The 17,435-nt window shown below is 68.5% G+C and carries 13 protein-coding genes; 8 read left to right on the forward strand and 5 right to left on the reverse strand.

Annotated features, from left to right (window positions below; all coding sequences use genetic code 11):
* From ACFW3D_RS32060 to ACFW3D_RS32070, 3 genes are all read right to left on the reverse strand, one after another.
* Positions 1–1,552 (reverse strand): helicase associated domain-containing protein (locus tag ACFW3D_RS32060; protein WP_500510170.1); only part of this gene is annotated, 1,552 nt, incomplete at its 3' end.
* 178 nt (positions 1,553–1,730) lie between these two features.
* The gene (locus ACFW3D_RS32065; protein ID WP_500510173.1) at positions 1,731–4,760 is read right to left on the reverse strand and encodes an AAA family ATPase; all 3,030 of its coding nucleotides are present in this window, start codon (positions 4,758–4,760) and stop codon (positions 1,731–1,733) included.
* Entirely contained in the window at positions 4,760–5,914 is a 1,155-nt protein-coding gene (locus ACFW3D_RS32070) for an exonuclease SbcCD subunit D (RefSeq protein WP_500510176.1), read from the reverse strand. Before ACFW3D_RS32070 ends, ACFW3D_RS32065 begins: the two co-directional genes overlap by 1 nt.
* Before the next feature lie 282 nt (positions 5,915–6,196).
* On the opposite strand from ACFW3D_RS32070, the gene ACFW3D_RS32075 reads away from it, so the two are divergent.
* Positions 6,197–8,077 (forward strand): AAA family ATPase, encoded by a 1,881-nt coding sequence (locus ACFW3D_RS32075; protein WP_500510178.1) that lies wholly within the window; start codon positions 6,197–6,199, stop codon positions 8,075–8,077.
* On the opposite strand, the gene ACFW3D_RS32080 is transcribed toward ACFW3D_RS32075, so the two are convergent.
* On the reverse strand, positions 8,058–8,291 hold the full coding sequence (locus tag ACFW3D_RS32080; RefSeq protein ID WP_500510180.1) for a hypothetical protein: 234 nt from the start codon (positions 8,289–8,291) through the stop codon (positions 8,058–8,060). The two genes, ACFW3D_RS32075 and ACFW3D_RS32080, sit on opposite strands and share 20 nt — an antisense overlap.
* Before the next feature lie 466 nt (positions 8,292–8,757).
* On the opposite strand from ACFW3D_RS32080, the gene ACFW3D_RS32085 reads away from it, so the two are divergent.
* The 3 genes from ACFW3D_RS32085 to ACFW3D_RS32095 all read left to right on the forward strand — a co-directional run bounded on the left by ACFW3D_RS32085 (position 8,758) and on the right by ACFW3D_RS32095 (position 11,417).
* The gene (locus ACFW3D_RS32085) at positions 8,758–9,861 is read left to right on the forward strand and encodes a 3'-5' exonuclease (RefSeq protein ID WP_500510183.1); all 1,104 of its coding nucleotides are present in this window, start codon (positions 8,758–8,760) and stop codon (positions 9,859–9,861) included.
* A 142-nt stretch (positions 9,862–10,003) separates the two neighbouring features.
* Positions 10,004–10,465, forward strand: coding sequence for a hypothetical protein (locus tag ACFW3D_RS32090; RefSeq protein WP_500510185.1), 462 nt, complete (start codon positions 10,004–10,006; stop codon positions 10,463–10,465).
* A gap of 106 nt (positions 10,466–10,571) precedes the next feature.
* On the forward strand, positions 10,572–11,417 hold the full coding sequence (locus ACFW3D_RS32095; protein ID WP_500510188.1) for a PIG-L deacetylase family protein: 846 nt from the start codon (positions 10,572–10,574) through the stop codon (positions 11,415–11,417).
* A gap of 34 nt (positions 11,418–11,451) precedes the next feature.
* On the opposite strand, the gene ACFW3D_RS32100 is transcribed toward ACFW3D_RS32095, so the two are convergent.
* Positions 11,452–12,312 carry an alpha/beta fold hydrolase gene (locus ACFW3D_RS32100; protein ID WP_500510190.1) on the reverse strand — a complete coding sequence of 287 codons (861 nt, stop codon included), beginning with the start codon at positions 12,310–12,312 and terminating at the stop codon, positions 11,452–11,454.
* 259 nt (positions 12,313–12,571) lie between these two features.
* On the opposite strand from ACFW3D_RS32100, the gene ACFW3D_RS32105 reads away from it, so the two are divergent.
* The 4 genes from ACFW3D_RS32105 to ACFW3D_RS32120 form a co-directional block, all read left to right on the forward strand.
* The gene (locus ACFW3D_RS32105; RefSeq protein ID WP_500510192.1) at positions 12,572–14,266 is read left to right on the forward strand and encodes an AbeC-like domain-containing protein; all 1,695 of its coding nucleotides are present in this window, start codon (positions 12,572–12,574) and stop codon (positions 14,264–14,266) included.
* A 42-nt stretch (positions 14,267–14,308) separates the two neighbouring features.
* The gene (locus ACFW3D_RS32110) at positions 14,309–14,701 is read left to right on the forward strand and encodes a hypothetical protein (RefSeq protein ID WP_500510194.1); all 393 of its coding nucleotides are present in this window, start codon (positions 14,309–14,311) and stop codon (positions 14,699–14,701) included.
* A 333-nt stretch (positions 14,702–15,034) separates the two neighbouring features.
* Positions 15,035–15,460: a hypothetical protein gene (locus ACFW3D_RS32115; protein WP_500510196.1), complete on the forward strand. Its 426-nt coding sequence runs from the start codon at positions 15,035–15,037 to the stop codon at positions 15,458–15,460.
* A 4-nt stretch (positions 15,461–15,464) separates the two neighbouring features.
* On the forward strand, positions 15,465–17,435 hold a 1,971-nt coding region (locus tag ACFW3D_RS32120; RefSeq protein WP_500510198.1), incomplete at its 3' end, for an ATP-binding protein.

Consider the following 17,435-nt stretch of genomic DNA (forward strand, 5'->3'; position numbering starts at 1 on the left):
AGGTGAGCCAGCGGCCGAGGGGGTAGCCGGTGGTGTCTTCGTAGGTTTGGGGGACGTCGAGGTGGTGGTGAGTGCGGTGGTAGCGGCGGGCGGCGGTCAGGCCCCGGCGCCATTCGGCGCTTTTGGGGGCGAGGACGCGCAACGAGAGGGCGAGGGCGATGTCGTCGCCGCGGGTGGGGGGTTCGAAGTGGAGCCAGGCGTCGGGATCGTCGGTGGGGGCGGTCAGGGAGGGGCGCTGGGTGCGGGGGTCGGCGAGGCGGGCTTCGAGGCGGTTGTCGTGGGCGCGGAGGGCTTGGAGGGTGCGCCACAGGGGGGTGTAGGCGTCGTTGTTGAGGAGGTCGTCGGGGTCCTCGTCGGGGGTGAGGTAGACGGGGACGATGAGGGTGGCTTTCTTGCCGGCGCCGGGGGTTTGACGCAGGGCGCGGCCGACGGCCTGGACGGTGTCGATGGGGCTGTTTTTGGGGTCGGCGAAGGCAACGGCGTCGATGGCGGGGACGTCGATGCCTTCGCCGAGAACGCGGGCGTTGGCCAGGACTGCGGGGGTGTCGGCGGGGTGCTGGGCGAATTCCAGGAGCATGCGGCGGCGTGCCTGGGGTGGGTGGTCGCCGCTGATCCAGTCCGTCCACAGTCCTTGGGGCCGCATCGCGGTGGGCAGGGTGGCGGCGGTGTCGGTCAGAGAGGTGGCAAACGCGCGGGCGTCGGCGATGCGGTGGTGGAAGGTCAGGACGCGGCGCAGCCGGTGGTCGGCGATGGCGCGCAGGACGGCGACCTGGCGGCCGGCCAGACGCAGGCCGTCGGCACCGGCGTTCGGGCCGGTGGCGAGCCAGTCGCGCAGGTCGGTGTTGTCGATGACGGGCACAAGGATCTGGTAGTCGGCGAGCAGGCCCAGGTCGATGGCGTCGGAGAGGGTGAGGCGGTAGGCGACGGGGCCGAAGACGGTCTCGTCGTCCATGGAGGCCACCGGTTCGTCGGTGTCGTCCTCGCGGTCCCAGATGCGGGGGGTGGCGGTGAGGTAGAGGCGGCGGGCGGCGGGGACCTGGTCGTCGTGGTGGATGGCAGCCCAGGCTTTGCCGAGGCGGCCGGCGGTACGGTGGGCCTCGTCGACGACGACCAGGTCCCAGGCTGGCAGGTGGTGGTCGCGGTGGGCGGCGACGACGGCGGGCAGGGAGGCGTAGGTGGCGTAGACGGTGACCGGGCCAGCGGTGGTGGTCCAGGCGGTGAGATCGCTGGCCGAGGTGGTCATCGGGGTCTCGGCGCCGACCGGTTCGTGGTCCAGGGCCTGGCGGGCGGAGCAGACCGCGACGACGGGGCCTTTGCTGCGGCCGGCGGCGCGCCAGACCCTGGCGGTCTGGGAGAGCAGGTCCAGGGTGGGCACGAGGACCAGGACGCGGCCGCGGGCAGCGACGCGGTGGGTGGTGCGGGCGGCGATCAGGGTCTTTCCGGTGCCGCAGGCGGCGATGACCGCGGCGCGGGGCTGGTCTCGTAGGACGGCGGCGGTGGCAGCGACGGCTTCCTTCTGATGAGGCCGGAGCTCGAGGTCTGCGGTCGGCATGCTCTCCTGCCGTGGGGCGGGCTGTGGGTGTGTCTATCGGGACGTTGCCTGATCTATCTTCCTCGGTAGTCCGGGGCCATTGGGGGCAGGCGGCCGGTTTCGTAGGCGGGTCTCCGGCGTGCTCTGGTCGAGGCCGCCCCTGGTGCGGGGCAGCCGCGAGGAAGGGCGAGCATCGGGGTCACAGGTCGGCGTGGACCACCGGGCGCAGGGTGGAGCCGTTGCGGTTCTTGGTCACGCTGAGCTGGCTGGGGATGCGGCGGCCGAGTTCGGCGACGTGGCTGATGATCCCGACTGCTCGGTTGCCGGCGCGCAGCTGGTCGAGTACGTCCATGACGTCCTGGAGGTTCTGCTCGTCGAGGGTGCCGAAGCCTTCGTCGATGAACAGGGTTCCCAGGGGGCGGCCGCTGGCTTCCTGGGTGACGACGTCGGCCAGGCCCAGGGCCAGTGCGAGGGAGGCGGTGAAGGTTTCACCGCCGGACAGGGTGGATGTCTCGCGTTCGGTGCTGGTCCAGTTGTCGTAGACGCGCAGGCTCAGTCCGTTCTTGAGGCGTCCACGGCGGCCGGCTTCCTTCTCGTCGGTGTGCACCAGGAGGTAGCGGTCGTTGGTCATGCTCAGCAGGCGGGTGTTGGCGGCTTCGGCGATTTCCTCCAGGCGGGCCGCGAGGACGTAGGCCTCCAGTTCCATGTTGAGCGTGTTGGCTGCGCTGGTGGCTGAGGCGATGCCGGCCAGACGGTCTTCCATGGCGTGGCGGGCCTGGAGGGGTGCGATGTCGGTCAGGCGGGCCTCGAGGTCGCCGACGAGCGCGGTCAGGGCGGTGGCGCGGCGGTGTGCTTGCTGTGAGGCGCCAGCGCTGGTCTTGACGCGTGTCTCGGCCTGCAGGAGCGCTTCTGCGGCGGCTTGCGGGTCGGCGGGAGGCTGGAGGCTGGCCTCGATCAGCTCCGGTGTTTTCAGGGTGTCGGTGACGACGGCGTCGTCCTTGTCCCACTGCTCGAGTTCCTCGTGCCACCGCTGCAGGAGCTCGGCGGGCTGCAGCGCGGCGGCGGCATCTTCGCGGGTGGGAAAGCCGGCGTTTCGGGCTGCGTCGTCGGCTGCGGTGTGGGCGTCGCGGAGGCGGCCGGCTGCGGTAGCGGTCGCCTGTGCGGCGTCGATGGCGCTGGTCAGGTGCTCTGCCCCGCGGGTGAGCTCGGCGATGCGGTCCTCGAGGGTCGCCGCGCTTCCCCGGGCCGCGTCCAGGGTGACGGCGATGGTTTGCTGCTGCTGCGCCAGAGCCTTGTGGCGTGTCTGGCATTCGGTCAGGCGGTCCTTGGCCTCTTGGCGCTGCAGGGTGCGGGTGTCGCATTCGGTCCGGAGCCGGGCCAGTTCTTCTCGCGCCGGGGTCAGCTGGCCGGCTTGGTCGCAGGCGGTCTGGTGGGTGGCGCGGGCGTCCTGCAGCTGCGTGTGGACCTGGTCGGCTGGCGTTGTTCCGGCTGCCCCGAGAGCCTGGGCATGCTGTTCGGCGAGGTCGTTGCGGGCCCGGGCGGCATGGTTGTGTGCTTCTTCGGCTTGTTCGTGGACCTTGCGGGCCTTTTCTTCGTCCTCACGGGTGGGCTGGTCGGCTCGCAGCTGTGCCGGGGCCGGGTGGACGGTGGAGCCGCACACTGAGCAGGCGGTGCCGTCGGTGAGGTCGGCAGCCAGTTCGCCGGCCATGCCGTCGAGGCGGCGTTCACGCAGGTCGAGCCAGTCGTCCTTGGCTTGCAGCGCTTCTGCCTGGCGCTGGGTCTCGGTTTCTTCGGCCGTGGCGAGCCGCGTGGCGAGGGCGTCGCGGCTGCGGGCCGCGGTGAGCTGCGCCTGAAGGGTCTGGATGGTCTGTTCGAGTTGAGGTACCTGGTCTGCTGCTTTTGCCAGGGTCTCGATGCGGCCGGTGTGCTCGGCCTCCTGGGCGGGCCACGCCTCCAGCCACTGGGCGGCCTCGTCGTGTTCGGCTTGAGCTTGCTCCTCCTTCTGGCTCAGCTCGGCCACCTGGTCACCCAGCTCGGCGTGGCGCTGCTCTTCCGGGAGCAGTCCTTGGACGCGGCCTCGCTCGGTGTGGTGTGCTTCGAGGGCCTGCTGCAGCTGAGGGATCTCGGCGTGCGTGTGGGCGGGGTCCAGCAGGGTGCGGGCGTTGTCCTCGTCGGTTTGTGCCTGGGTGAGGGCGAGGGCGGTGTGCTGCAGGCCGTCGAGCAGGGTGCGGAGCGGTTCGGCGCGGCGTCCCTGTTCGAGCTGTTCGCGCAGTCGTGGGTGACCTGCGGCCTTGTGGTCCAGGGCTTCGCGTTGTGTGAGGGCCTGGGTGTGGCGGCGCTGGAGGGCCTCGTTTTCGATGGCGCGCTGGTGGTTCAGCTTGGCCGTCTTGTGGGTGTCGTCGCTGAGCTTCTCGTCCTCTTGGGCGGCGGTGTGGGTTTGGTGGGCGCGGGTGAGCAGGCTCTGGGCCCACAGGAGAACGTCTGCGGGGTGCTGCGCGTCGGGGCGGGCGGGTCGGCCGTCGCCGGTGTCGGGCTGCTGGAGGTCGGGGCCGGCTTCCTGGTCGATGCGGTCGCTGAGCTGCTGTACGGCGGAGGTGACCTCGTCGAGGTCCTTCTTGGTGGTCTTGCTGCGGTTGCCGAGCCATTCCTGCAGGTTCTGGTACTGGGAGGTGTCGAAGAGTCTGCGGAGCAGGGAGGCGCGTTCCTTGGCGTCGGCGCGGAGGAATTTCGCGAAGTCGCCTTGGGGCAGGAGGACGACTTGGCAGAACTGCTCCTTGGACAGTCCCAGGGCCGCCTCGATTTCCCGGGCGGCGTCCTGGTGGGTGGCGCAGACCGGCTCCCAGGCAGCGGGATCGTCCGCGGCGCCGGTCAGCTGGTGGATCTGCACGGTGGCCTCAGCCGTGGCGGTGCCGTTCTTCGCGCGTGGGCTCGCGTAGGTCTGTTTGGGGGTTCGGGTGATCCGCAGGCGGCGACCGGCGGCACTGAACTCCAGGACCACCCGGGTTCGTATGTCCTGTGGGGCGTGGTCGCTGCGCAGCCGGTGGGTGGGGCGGACGCCGGGCACGCTGCCGTAGAGGGCGAAGCAGACTGCGTCCAGGACGCTGGTCTTGCCGGCGCCGGTGTCGCCTCGCAGCAGGAACAGGCCGGAACCGGCGAGGGCGTCGAAGTCGACGTGTTCGGTGCCAGCGAAGGGGCCGAATGCCTGAACGGTCAGGTGGTGCAGGTACATCAGTTGACCTCTCGGGCCGCGGCTGTGGTGCGGACGCTTTCCAGTCCTTCGTGCAGGAGGTCCCGTTCCGAGCGAGTGGCCGGGATACCGGTGACGTGGTCGAGGAAGCCCAGTGTGATCTCGTGTGGGGTGCGGCCGTTGATGCGGGCCCGGTAGGACTCTTCCGTGGTGCGGCGGTCCTGGGCGAAGCTCAGCTTCAGAGTGTGTGCGAAGCGCTGGCGCACCTGTTCCATCGCCATGTGGGGCCGGTCAGGGTCGGTCAGGGTGACGTGCAACCAGCAGTCCTCGTAGTCGTCGTATTCGACGCCGGTGAGCAGGGAGTGCAGGGTGCCGGTCAGCTGGCGCAGGCGCCGCGGGACCGGGCACAAGATCTTGCGCGCGGTGAGGGTGGCGTCGGCCTCGAGGTCGACCAGCCACATGGCCTTGGGGTGCTCGGCCTCGGAGAACGAGTAGGCCAGTGGGGATCCGCTGTAGCGGATGCGCTCGCTGACCTCCTGGCAGCGGTGCAGGTGCCCCAGGGCCACGTAGTCCACTCCGGCGAAGACCGAGGCGGCCACGGACGGGACGCCGCCTGCGGTGATGTCACGTTCGCTGTCGCTGGTGTCCGCTCCGGTGACGAAGGCGTGAGCGAGGACCACCGACCGGGTGCCGGGAGGACGTGTGGTCAGGTCCGCGCGAACCTGGTCCATGGCCGCGTCGAGGACGGCCTGGTGGCTGGGGCGTTCGGTGCCGAAGTGGGCGTGGACCAGGCCGGGTTCCAGGTAGGGCAGGCCGTAGAACGCGACGGGTCCGTGTTCGTCGTGCAGGACGACAGGGCGGGCGCAGTCCTCTACGCCGGTGCGCAGGTGGATCCCGGCGTGTTCGATCAGTCGGCCGTTGACGCCGAGTCGTCGCGGCGAGTCGTGGTTGCCGCTGATCATGACGAGTGGGACCTGGAGGTCGGCGAGTGCTTCGAGGGTCCTTTTGAACAGGTCGATCGCGTCCAGCGGCGGGATGGCTCGATCGAACACGTCTCCTGCGACGGCCACCACCTGCACCTGTTCTTGTCGCACCGTCTTCAGCAGGTGCTCAAGGAAGGTGCGCTGGGCGTCCAGGAGGGGCTCGCGATGCAGTTGGCGGCCCAGATGCCAGTCGGAGGTGTGCAGGATCCTCATGGCCGGTGACCGTATCGACAGTCACCCCCATCACGGGAACTTTTCTGCGAATCAGAAGATTACCTATCGATCAGGTCTGTGGGGTCTTCCCGGTAGTAGGCGAGGATTTCGGGCAGGGGGGTGTGTGGCGGTATCGGGTGTTCGGTGAGATTGACGGTGATGATGCGACGGACGCTCTAGGATGGGCCGCTCGGGGTCGGGATGAAGCGCCAGGCACCTGAGGGGGCGGCAGTTGCGTGCTCGCGAGGGAGTGTCCGGTGCGGGACTGGGAGCGGTCGCGCAGTGCACTTGAACAGCTTCAGCGTCAGCGGTTTCCGCTCGTTGACCGAGGTCACAGATATCCCGGTGAGCAAGCCGACCATCCTGGCCGGGCACAACGACGGCGGCAAGAGTGCCCTGCTGGATGCCTTGGCGTTCCTGCTGGGCGTGCACTCCCTGTCAGAGGACGACCGCTCCTACCTGGCCACGGACAGCGATGGCGAGCCCGCGTCGCCGGTGCGGTGCGAGAGCACCAGTGTGTCCGGCACGTTCACTCTCGATGCTGTCGAGCAGGAACAGTTCGAACTGCCCCAGCAGGTGCAGCTGCGCCGGCGGGCCGGGGAGGATCTCGTTTCCCGTCTGGAGATCTGGGGGGCGCTGCCGGACGACGAACGCCTGCGTGACCTGTCCCAATATCAGGTGCCGGCGCTGCGGGGCATGGTCGCGGAGTTCGGGCTGTCCCCCGCGTCCACGCTGAAGGCGGACCTGGTGCAGGCTTTGAAGGTGTATGGGCGTGAACACGCCAGCAGCGAGGACTGGATGCCCGCCCCAGCCGGCCTCGACAAGCGCATGCCGCGGTTCTTGTCGTTCGACGGCAAGTCGGCCCGGCCTGACGACGCGGTCAAGACCGCCTTGGTCGGCCGGTTCCAGAGCCACATGGCCGACCCGGAGCTCAAGGGCAAGCTCAGCGCGATCGAGGACGAGGTCAAGGACCGGCTGCGTATCGATGCCAAGTCCCTGTGCGACCACATCCAGAGCCGATGCCCTGATCTGGCGGAGGTCTTCGTCGAGCCCGACGTCTCCTTCCAGCAGGGATTCCGCGGCGCACCGCTGCGCATCGCCCGTATTGCCGGCGAGGCGGTGGGCCTGGACCGGTCCGGACTGGGCAGTAACCGGCGCGTGTCGCTGGCCATCTGGGAGTGGACCAGCGAACTGCTCGCGGAAGAAGAGAGCACCGCCCCCACCGCGGAACCGGCCGACGGCGAGGCTCCCGAGCCGCCGCCCGTGCAGACGATCGTGGTCTACGACGAGCCAGACACGCACCTGGACTACACCCATCAGCGCAAGATCATGCAGCTGATCCGGGAGCAGAGCGCCATCCCGAACGTCAGCGTTCTGGTGGCCACCCACTCCATGAACCTCATCGACGGCGTCGACATCTCCGACGTCGTGCACCTGAAACTGGACAACCACCGCACCGTGGTGGAACGGCTCGGCGCCGGCCTCCTCGGCGACGACATCGACGCGCACCTGGGCAAGATCGCGGCAGCCGTCGGGCTGCGGAACTCCGTGCTGCTGCACGAGCGCTGCTTCCTGGCCGTGGAAGGCGACACCGAGCAGCGCGCCTTCCCGCTGCTGTTCCGGTTGTGCGAGGGAATGTCCCTGCAGGCCGCCGGCATCGCCTTGTGGGCCTGCTTCAACAACGAGGGCGCCCTGCACCTGGCGCGGTACCTCGTCCAGCACGGGCGCACGATCATGCTGGTCGTCGACGCCGACAGCCGCAACGTGAGCAAGGGCATCTTCAAGACCCCCAAGCTCACCCAGTTCTTCGGCCCCGACGCCGCCCGCTACGTGAAATTCCTCGGCGAACCCGATCAGGACACCTCTGAGCAAGAGAAGTTCAACGAACTCGAAGAGATCTTCGACGACGACGTATGGGCCCGAGTCGCCAACAAGATCTGGGCGAAGGCCGAGGGCACCTGGGCGGCATCGGACTTCGCCGACTTGCGCGGGCAGGGCAAGTTCAGCGGATCAGTCCAGGAAATGCTGCAAGCCCACAGTCCCGACGGCCCGGGTGGCAAGCCCGAGATGATGTACGAGCTCGCCATGGCCCTGGACGACCCCGCCGACGTACCCGAGCAGCTGCGGACCGTTTTCGCACAGCTCAGGAAGCTAGCCGCATGAAGCTGCCCCGCAGCGCCTGACCGCCGCCGGAACCGGAACGGCCCTGCCGGCGGCGGGCTTGCATGCGCTCCTTGCGTTGCTCCAGCGTGGGCGCGACCCACTCGTGCCACCCCACCGGCGGCTTCCACCGCTGCATGTGCTCACGCTCGTCGACCCCGCACCACCGGCAGCCACTGGGCGCAGGTACCCGCAGGTCAGACCCATCAGTGGACATGGCCACTCCTTCCCCTGCACCACATTCTGCCCCCCACCACTGACACCACCCATTCGCCGCGAGAACCCGCCAGAGGAGGCACGCGCACGACCCGGAACCTGCGCGCGGCAGACCTCCACTGTGCGGGAAAGTGGCCCGTGCCTGCGAGTGCAGCCCTTGGAAAATCACCATCAGCACCTCTCCCGGGCGTACCTGCTGCTGCATCCGGATCACTCCACGTCGGCTGGGGGCGGCCACAGGACGTCGCGGACAGGAGCGGCTCCTCTCTCGGTCAAGAGAGAAGCAGGCGGCTGTGGGCCAATGCGTCGGGGGCCGCACCGCTCCCACAGCCGCTGTTTGCCCATTCCACATCGGGCACCCCCGTCACGGCCAGCGGTACTCACCCGTACACGTCCGGGGCCGGCTAGCGCCGTAGTATCCGAACCCCCAGGGCAAAGCAGACCCCAGCCCGATCAGGACAGGAAGCATGCACTTCGATCCTCGCAACCCAGCCCCCTTCTTTCGTGCACTGATCGAGGCACTGCCGCACGAGTGGGGCGGAGCCTGCACCGAACCTGACCTGACCGACAGCCATCAAGAGGACCTGCGTCGACGGGACCTGGCCCGTGACGCTCTCGCCTGGGCAGAACTTCTGAAGCCGGGAGAGACAACCAGTTGCGGTGAACGAATTCTGCTGTCCTGGGGCACGCTCAGCGTTCGCTTCACGGCAGTCATCGGAAGGCTGACCCGGCCAGCCGGCGACACGGCGTTGTTCGTCTACTCTCTGGGCAGTTCCGAAGACAGTCGCGGACAGCTGGACCGACTTGACCATATGAGCTCTCCGGCCGAGGTAGCCCAGGTGCTGTGCGGACTGGCCCGTGCTGCGGACCGGCGTGTGGTCGAGAAGCATCTGGGAGAAGCCGCGGCAGAGGGGCGCCGGCCCGAGGGCTGGTTTCCTGGCAACCGGATTGTCGTGCTCGACCTGGAGACGACAGGCCTGTACCCGGACACAGCCCGCATCGTGGAAGCTGCCTGGCTACTCGCTGACCATCGGGCTCTGGCCTGGGACAGCGTTCTCGTGAACCCAGGGATCCCCATACCGGTCGACGCGTACGAGATCCACGGCATCGACGACGCGCTGGTGCGCCGTAGCGGCCTCGATCCCCTGGAGGCTCTCGATGCGCTGACCAACACCCTGGCCAAACACATAATCGAGGGTGCCACGCTCGTCGTCTTCAACTACACCTACGACCTGGCGGTGCTCGACGCAGAGTGCCGGCGTTACGGTCTCGCCACACTCACCGACCGCTTGGGCCAAAAGCTCCAGGTCGTGGACCCGATGCGCATCAGCCAACAAATCCGCTCCAGGGGCAGCAATGCGCTGGCGGACCTGGCTGTCTTGTACTCCTCCGATGACATCGCCCCGCATAGTGCCCTCGGCGATTGCCTGGCCACCTGGGACGTCCTGGCCGGCCTGTGCCGAAGCGAAGCCAAGATGATCGTGCGCCGACTGTCCCAAGGCAACACCCAAGAACAGCCAGCTCCGCCGCTTGCTCTGCATCACCTGGTCGCCTACAGCGCCTTCGAATGAGCTGAACTGTTCCGGGTTCGATAGGAACTCGATCATTTGAGAGGATCGAGTCCCTATCGAACCCGGAACGGTTCACCGCCGTGTGGCCCGATGCTCCACGGGTATACCGGCATCGTCGATGCGTGGACGCCCGGGAGCGTAGATGGAACTGCAGGGAGCCGCCAATCCCCCGACCACCACCTCCCCGCAGGTGCCGCAGCGCCGGACCGATCAGGAGATAGCGGCCCTGTTCGAGGAATACCGGGCGTTACGCGAAGAGGTCACGCAGCGCATTGCGGCCCGCATGCAGATGATCGGGTTCGCTGGCATCGTCTCCGCCTTGTTCGCCGTGTCGAACAAGCTCACCTTCGGCACCCCGAGCATCTACATCGCGGTGCTCGTCCTGCTGCTGGCGATCCTGTGGCTGCGCGGGACGAACCTGGCGATCCAGCGGATCGGCCAGCACCTGCGCAGCGTCGAAGCACGCATCAACACCCTGGCCGCCCAGGCATGGGGAGCCCCCGACGAGATCCTCACCTGGGAGACGGGGATCCAGGCCGGGCGACGACGCGTGCGGGGCGTGCCTGGATGGGTGGGCCGGCTCGGCGGCTGGTACGTGTCGTGAGCCGCCGTCAGTCCCCTCGACGGATACTGGCCGGACGCGGGCGCGCTGCCAGCCAGTCACCGGACGACGCAGGGAGGCGGGTGTCCGGTAGGGCAGGATGAGAGCCATGGCAACAGTGGTGGCCTTTCACGCCCATCCCGATGACGAGGTGCTCATGACGGGCGGCACCTTGGCCCGTGCCGCTGCCGAGGGCCACCGCGTGGTGATCGTCGTCGCCACCGATGGTGCAACCGGCCCCGCCGGAGACGGCGAACCGCCCCGTATGGGGGAACTTCGCGCCAGCGCCACGGTACTCGGCGCGGCTCGTGTGGTGCACCTGGGATACGCCGACAGCGGGAACGGGAAAGTACTGCACCCGGACCCGCCGGACCGGACGCGCTTCGTACGGGCCGACCCCGAGGAAGCCGCCAAGCGGCTGGCCAAGATCCTCCTCGAGGAGCGGGCGGAGCTGCTGCTCAGCTACGACGCCAACGGCGGCTACGGCCACCGTGACCACGTCAAAGTGCACGAGGTCGGCAGGCGCGCGGCTGCCCTGGCCGGGGTGGGGCGGGTCCTCGAGGCGACCATTCCGCGTGACCTGGTCGTCCGGTGTTTGAAGCTCGTTGACCGGCTGAGGATCCCCCTCCGGCACGATGCCGTGGCCCCCGGCACGGCGTACAGCCCTCGCTCGGTCATCACCCACCGGGTGAACGTGAGGAGGTTCGCCCGGCAGAAGCAAGCGGCGCTCGCCGCTCACCGGTCCCAGGTGACCGGGACCGGCCGGTTGGCCCCCGTGCTGCGGACGCTGATCCGGCTCCCGCCTGCGGTGTTCGGGCTGCTGCTGGGCCGGGAATGGTTCATCGCCGTCGGCCAGGCGTCGCCGTCAAAGGTGGTCGACGACATCTTCGCCGCCGCAGGGGTGAGGGAACCGCGCCCAGCCGTTGGAGCGCGTCACCTCCGGGAAGGCACGTGATCGGACGTTCTCGCCGCGTTGCCTCAAGGGGGTCTCACCTTCCGTCGGTGCGGTCCCAGAAGTCCAGCAGGGCCGCGGCGGCTTTGTCCGGCCGGTGCACGTTGGGCGAATGCCCGCCGCCTGGCAGCCGGGTGAGACGGGCCCCGAGGCGGTGCGACATCTCCTCGACGGCCTGCGGCGGCCACGTGGCGTCCGGGGAGCCGGAGATGACGGCTTTCTCGATGTCCACGGCGCTCAGTTGCGCGGTGAGGTCGGGTTCGTTCAGCATCTGCTCTGCCGCCGCAGCCAGGTGTTCGGGGATGTTCTTCAGCCATCGCCGACGCATGAACTCCCGTACGCGGGGCGGAGTATCGGCTTCCTGGTTGTCGATGAACGGCCAGATCTCCTCCAGCGTCATCGCATCCAGGCCCGCCAGCAGCAGCCGCAGCCGTTCCTGCTGTTCCGCCGACACCGCGCCCGGGCCGAAGTTCATCAGCGTGAGGGAGGCCCACAACGACCGGTCGCCGGCCGTCTCGATGACCGCCGCCCGGGCGACGAGTCCCCCGTAGGAATGGCCGAGAAGATGGACCGGGCCGGCGTCGAGCTGACGGACCACGGCTACCAGATCACGTGTCAGGTCGCCCTTGCCGTACCTGGGATCCGGCGAGGCCGGGCCGGTCTCGTGCTGCCCGCGACCGTCGACGGCCAGGACGCGGTACCCGCCCCGGCCCAGGCCCGACAGCATAGGCAGGAAGTCCTCCTTGCTGCCCATGAAGCCGGGCACCAAGAGGGCAACCCCCTCGTCCGTGGTGTATCCGTCCGGCTCGACGTCCAGCACGGCGAAGACGCCGCGAGGCGTGCCCAGACGCCGGATCCGTGCATGGGACGGCTTGTCGAGGGTCAGCAGATGGCTCATGGTGCGACATCGTAGGGCCGCCCCGGGGCCATTCTGGTTCCCGATCACCGGGACGTGTGACGCGTCTCCACAGGGCTGGGCATGTCTGTAACGGTCTGGGCTGTGGGGGTGTAGGGGGCTCACCGACACGGGTACGGTTCCCGCCTGGCTGCGGCTGACACCGTGGCTGTGGGGCAGGGGGGGTGGGGAGCTGTCCGAAGAGAGCCTGGAAGCTTATCCGGCCATGCCGGTCGGAGGGACGAGCGCATCTTGGAGCGGCGTGAGCCGGGTGACCCGGTTCCTGTGCGCGGCCGCCTACAACCATCAACCGTTCCGGGCTGGCATCCTGCAGCGTCTGACACTGCCGACCGAGCGTTTCCTTCCTCCCGCGTACGGGGTGGATCCGGGAGCGGTGGCCTGGCATTGCGTCCGGGCGCAGCGGCTGGATGCGGCGCGGGAGTTGGCGGCGGTGGCCGTGCTGGCGGTGGCGTTGTGGGTGGAGCCGGTTTCGGCGGCTTTCGTGGTCTATGTTGCCACGGCGTTGCGACTGCGGAAGTACTGGAGCGGGCGGCTGCAGCTGAGTGTGCCGAAGCCGTCGGATGTGAGGCGGCTGGCGGTGCCGGCGCTGACGTTGATCGTTGCGTTGTCCCTTGCCGTCTATGCGGCCTTGCTGGTCTACGTGGTGTGGTCCGGCGTGGGCGAGCAGGTGCCGTGGCTTGCTGCGTCGTCGGCTCCGGCCGCGGCCGCTGAGGCGGCCGGCACGTGGGTTCTCGTGGGGCTGCCGGCCGGGTGGGGCGTGGTGGCGGCTGCCGAGCGGAAGGCGCGCCGGCGGCGCTGGCAGGAGATCCGGACCGCGAAGCGGCTCGGCCCACCGGAAGCCCGGAAATTGTGGGGCGGCATCGCAACGTCCACCACCCGGGGCTTGCGCCGGCTGTCGCAGCTGGAGCAGGTCACACACGTCGAGTACGCCGACGACGCCTTCTACGGTGCCGGCGGCGAGCTGGAGCAATTTCCGCCATGGTCGTTCGCCACACAGCTGCGGCGCCGCACGCCCCCTGCGCCGCCGGTTGCCGGGGCCGGGCATCTGCGGCTGGTCAAGCCGCCCGAAGACAGCGGACCGCTGCTCAGCCACACCGAGGTCATCGATGCCATCCGTGAAGGCATGCAACGATTCCGGGCCGGAGAGGCCAGGCCCGGCGCCCGCCTGCAGCAGCTCACGATGCGGGACTACGTCTTCGCACCCCAGGGCCACCCTGCCCTGATCGGCAAACGGCCGCCCGGGGACGTCCTTGCCGAGGAAGACGAAGAGGCCCGGCACATGCTCGGCATCCGCGTCGGCAGCTGGGAGGAAGACCTCAGCACCACCACCTTCGTGCGGGCCACCACACACGGCGACATCCTCTACCTGGAAGTCTCCGTGCGGGTCCTCCTCCCCGTACAGGGCACGTACCGCTGGTCGATCCGCACCATCGACGCCGGCGTGCTCAGCGCGCTACGCGCCATCCCCGGCGACATCCTGCTCGCCGCGCCACGCCACGCGTGGCAACTCGCGCGCCGCTTCCGACCGGTGTGGGGGAAAGAACCCCAGCCGGCCGAGCGCAGCGAAGCCCAGGCCGAAGGCTGGGACGTGCCCGCACCTCCCCTGCACATCAACTCACTGCGCGAGCAGGTCGCACAACCAAGCCCGCAAAACATCTTCCAGCGCCTGGACATCGAACGGTACGTCAAAGCCGTCGAGCACCGCCTCATCTCATCCGTCCAGGACCTCCTGGAACGCAAAGGCCTGGAAAGCGACGAGTTCACCGCCCGCGTCAGCCAGGTCTTCAACACCGGCGTAATCATCAACGGCGGCGTCCAAAGCGGCTCCATCGCCGGCGGCCACACCGTCGCCCAGACCAACCAGACCAACGTCCAACCCAGCACCCCCTCCAGCCCACAGGCCAGCACCGCATCCCCCAGCCCGCCACCCGCCTGACCACGCTGCGCCGCAAGTAAAGCCCGCTACGAGAGGACGAGCATGGCCACGCCCGACGAGCACGGCTTCATCGGCGTCAACATCTCCGGAGGTACCCAGCACGGCCCCATCGCAGGCGGCTACCACGTACAGCAGACCAACCAGACCATCCACATCAACGACGAGGACGTCCAAGCCATCCGCGACCACGTCGCCACCATCCGGCAAGCACTCCCCCAGCACCACGACCCCGCCGTCCGGCAAGCCGTCTCCACCGCCCTCGCCCAGGTCGACGACGCCTTCACCGCACCCGGCCCCGCCGACCCCCAAACCTTCCTGCGCCGCCTACAGGCCGCCGGGCTCTTCCTCACCCGCACCATCGAAACCCATCCCGCGGCCACCGCCCTGCTCGCCCAGCTGATCCCACTCGTCGCCGCCGTAGCCGGAAGCGCGTAGAAGAGCAAGGATGAAACAACGTGGCCGGTGCTCATGGATGGATGCGGGCTCGAGGCCGCCCGCGAGCGCTGGCGAAGCCTAACGGGGCGACGTCCTCCGGCCTGATCCACGAGGCCGGAAGGTGTGCTGCCGTGCCTTCTCGCCATCGCCTACCTCTGTCACGGTTCCGCGATGGCACGGACGGCATCTTCGATGGCGGTACGTCGTCGTCGAGGATGGCCAGTTGGTGGGTGGCCTGGCGCTTGAGGTCGGCGAGGCGGCCGAGCAGTTCCTAAGGATTTATGCAGCTGGCGTCGCTACCGTGTTGGCAGGGGCAGCGATCGGGGGCAGGGGATGCTGGAGCAGGCGTTGACGGCGCTGGCTGCTGCTGGCGGCAGCGCTGTTGTACAGGCGGCAGGGACAGACGCGTGGGCCGGGTTGCGTCAGGCAGTAGCGCGCTGGTTCAGCCGGGACGACAGCGGACGCGAACAGACGGAGCTTGAGCGCCTGGATCGGACTGCTGCCGCCTTGCAGACTGGCGACCCGGCACAGGCAGAACGGATACGGATCCGTGAAGAGGCATCTTGGCAGACACGGATTCACATGGTGCTGGAAGCAGCAGGTAGAGCCGAACAGGAGCAGTCGGCGGCCCAACTACGGGCCATAGTCCAGCAATACGCGCCCTCTGGCAGCTCCGGGGTGGTATCCGGCAATACCTTCAACGGCCCGACGGCACTGCAGTTCGGAGACCACAACACGCAGAACAATACGTTCGGATAGGCACGTGGCCACCCCCACTCCGCACCCCCCTGAAGGCGTTTCCAGTAGCACCTTCAATGGTTCGGCAGCGTTCGTGGTCGGTGACCACGCCAAGCAGGAGAACCACTACCATGCGGCGCCGACGACTCTGGTAGTGACGCGGACTCTACCGCGCGATGTCGCCGCGTTCACGGGTCGCCAGGCCGAACTGGACCGGATCCTGGCTGCGGCCGGACCGGCCCAGGTGCTGGCCATCCACACGATCGACGGTATGCCCGGGGTGGGCAAGACCGCCCTGGCTACCCGCGCCGCCTACCTGCTCGCCTCCCGCTTTCCGGACGGACAGTTGTTCGTCGACCTGCACAGTCACACCCCCGGCCAGTACCCTGCCGATCCTTCGGATGTCCTCGCTGCTCTCCTTGTCTCGCGGGGTATCGCCCCACAGCAAATCCCCGACGGGCTCGATGGGCGTGCTGCGCTCTGGCGTGACCATCTCGCTGGCAAAAAGGTGCTGCTGGTCCTGGACGATGCAGCCACCCACGCCCAGATCGAGCCCCTGTTGCCTGCGTGCGACGGCTGCCTGGTCCTGGTCACCAGCCGCCGGCGCTTGGTCGCTGTTGATAACGCCGTACCGCTGCCCCTGAGCACACTGCCTCCGGCAGAAGCTGAGCTGCTGTTCAGCCGGCTCGCCCGCCGCAACGCAACTGGGGCCGACGCCGGAGCAATATCCGAGGCAGTCCGGTTGTGCGGTTACCTGCCGTTGGCGATCTCTCTACTCGCCAGCCGACTGGCCCACCACCCTGCCTGGAACATTGCCCAGTTCACCGCTGCCTTCTCCGACCTGCAGGACCAGCTGAGCGAACTCGCAGCGGGCGACCGCGCGGTGGCCGCCGTCTTCGATCTCTCGTACCGCGACCTGTCCGATGATCAGCAGCGCCTATTTCGCCGACTCGGTCTACACCCCGGCCCGGACATTGACATTTACGCTGCTGCCGCGATCAATCGCATTTCCCTACCGCAAGCCCGCCGCCAGCTGCAGGCGCTCTGCGCCGACCACCTCATCGATGAGCCCGGCCCTGGCCGTTACCGCTTCCACGACCTGGTACGTGCCTACGCACAAACTCTGGCGCAACAGGACCCCGCCAAAGACCGCGAGCACGCCATCGAACGGCTACTGAGCTACTACGAGCACGTCGCCGAAACCGCTGACCAACACGTCACCGGCTCCGCCCCACGCCAGAGCAAAAGGGTGACAATCAACGAGCGGCTCGGCCTGTCCCGTAAACCTAGGGATTCGTACACGCCCAAGCTGACCACCTCTGCGCAATCTCTGAACTGGCTGCGCACCGAAAGTCCCAACATACTCGCCTGCGTCAGGTACGCCGCTGCACAGGGCCAGCATCGCCGAGTCAGCCGATTGGTCACGGCAATGATCACCTTCCTCACGCGTGAAGGTCCCTGGCAGTTGGCCGTCACGCTGCAGCAACTCGTCGTCACTTCCGCGCGCCAGCACGGCGACCGCCACAGTCAGGCCGAGGCCCTAAAGGGGCATGGGGTGGCACGGCTGCTGATCGACGACTATCCGGCTGCGGCCGCATCGCTACAGCAGGCCCTGACCCTTTATCACGCCCTCGGCGACCAGCTTGGTGAGGCTGAGACCCTGGCAGAGCTCGGCGTGGTGCGGCGAGTGATTGGTGACTTCCCGGCGGCGGCCGACCTGCTGGGGCAGGCCCTGGAACTCCACCGCGCCCTCGGTAAACGCATCGGCGAGGCTTACGCCCTGGCAGAGCTCGCGGCAGTGCGGCGGCTGACTGGTGACTACCCGGCTGCGGCCAACCTGCTGGAGCAGGCCCTGACGCATTACCGATTCCACGGCGACCAGGAGGGTGAGACGTACGCCCTGGCGGAACTCGGCAGGATGAAGCAGTTGACTGGTGACTTCCCGGCGGCGCTCGTCCTGCTGGAGCAGGCCCTGGAACTCCACCGCGCCCTCGGC

This window comes from Streptomyces sp. NPDC058864, from assembly GCF_042742985.1.
Classification (GTDB): domain Bacteria; phylum Actinomycetota; class Actinomycetes; order Streptomycetales; family Streptomycetaceae; genus Actinacidiphila.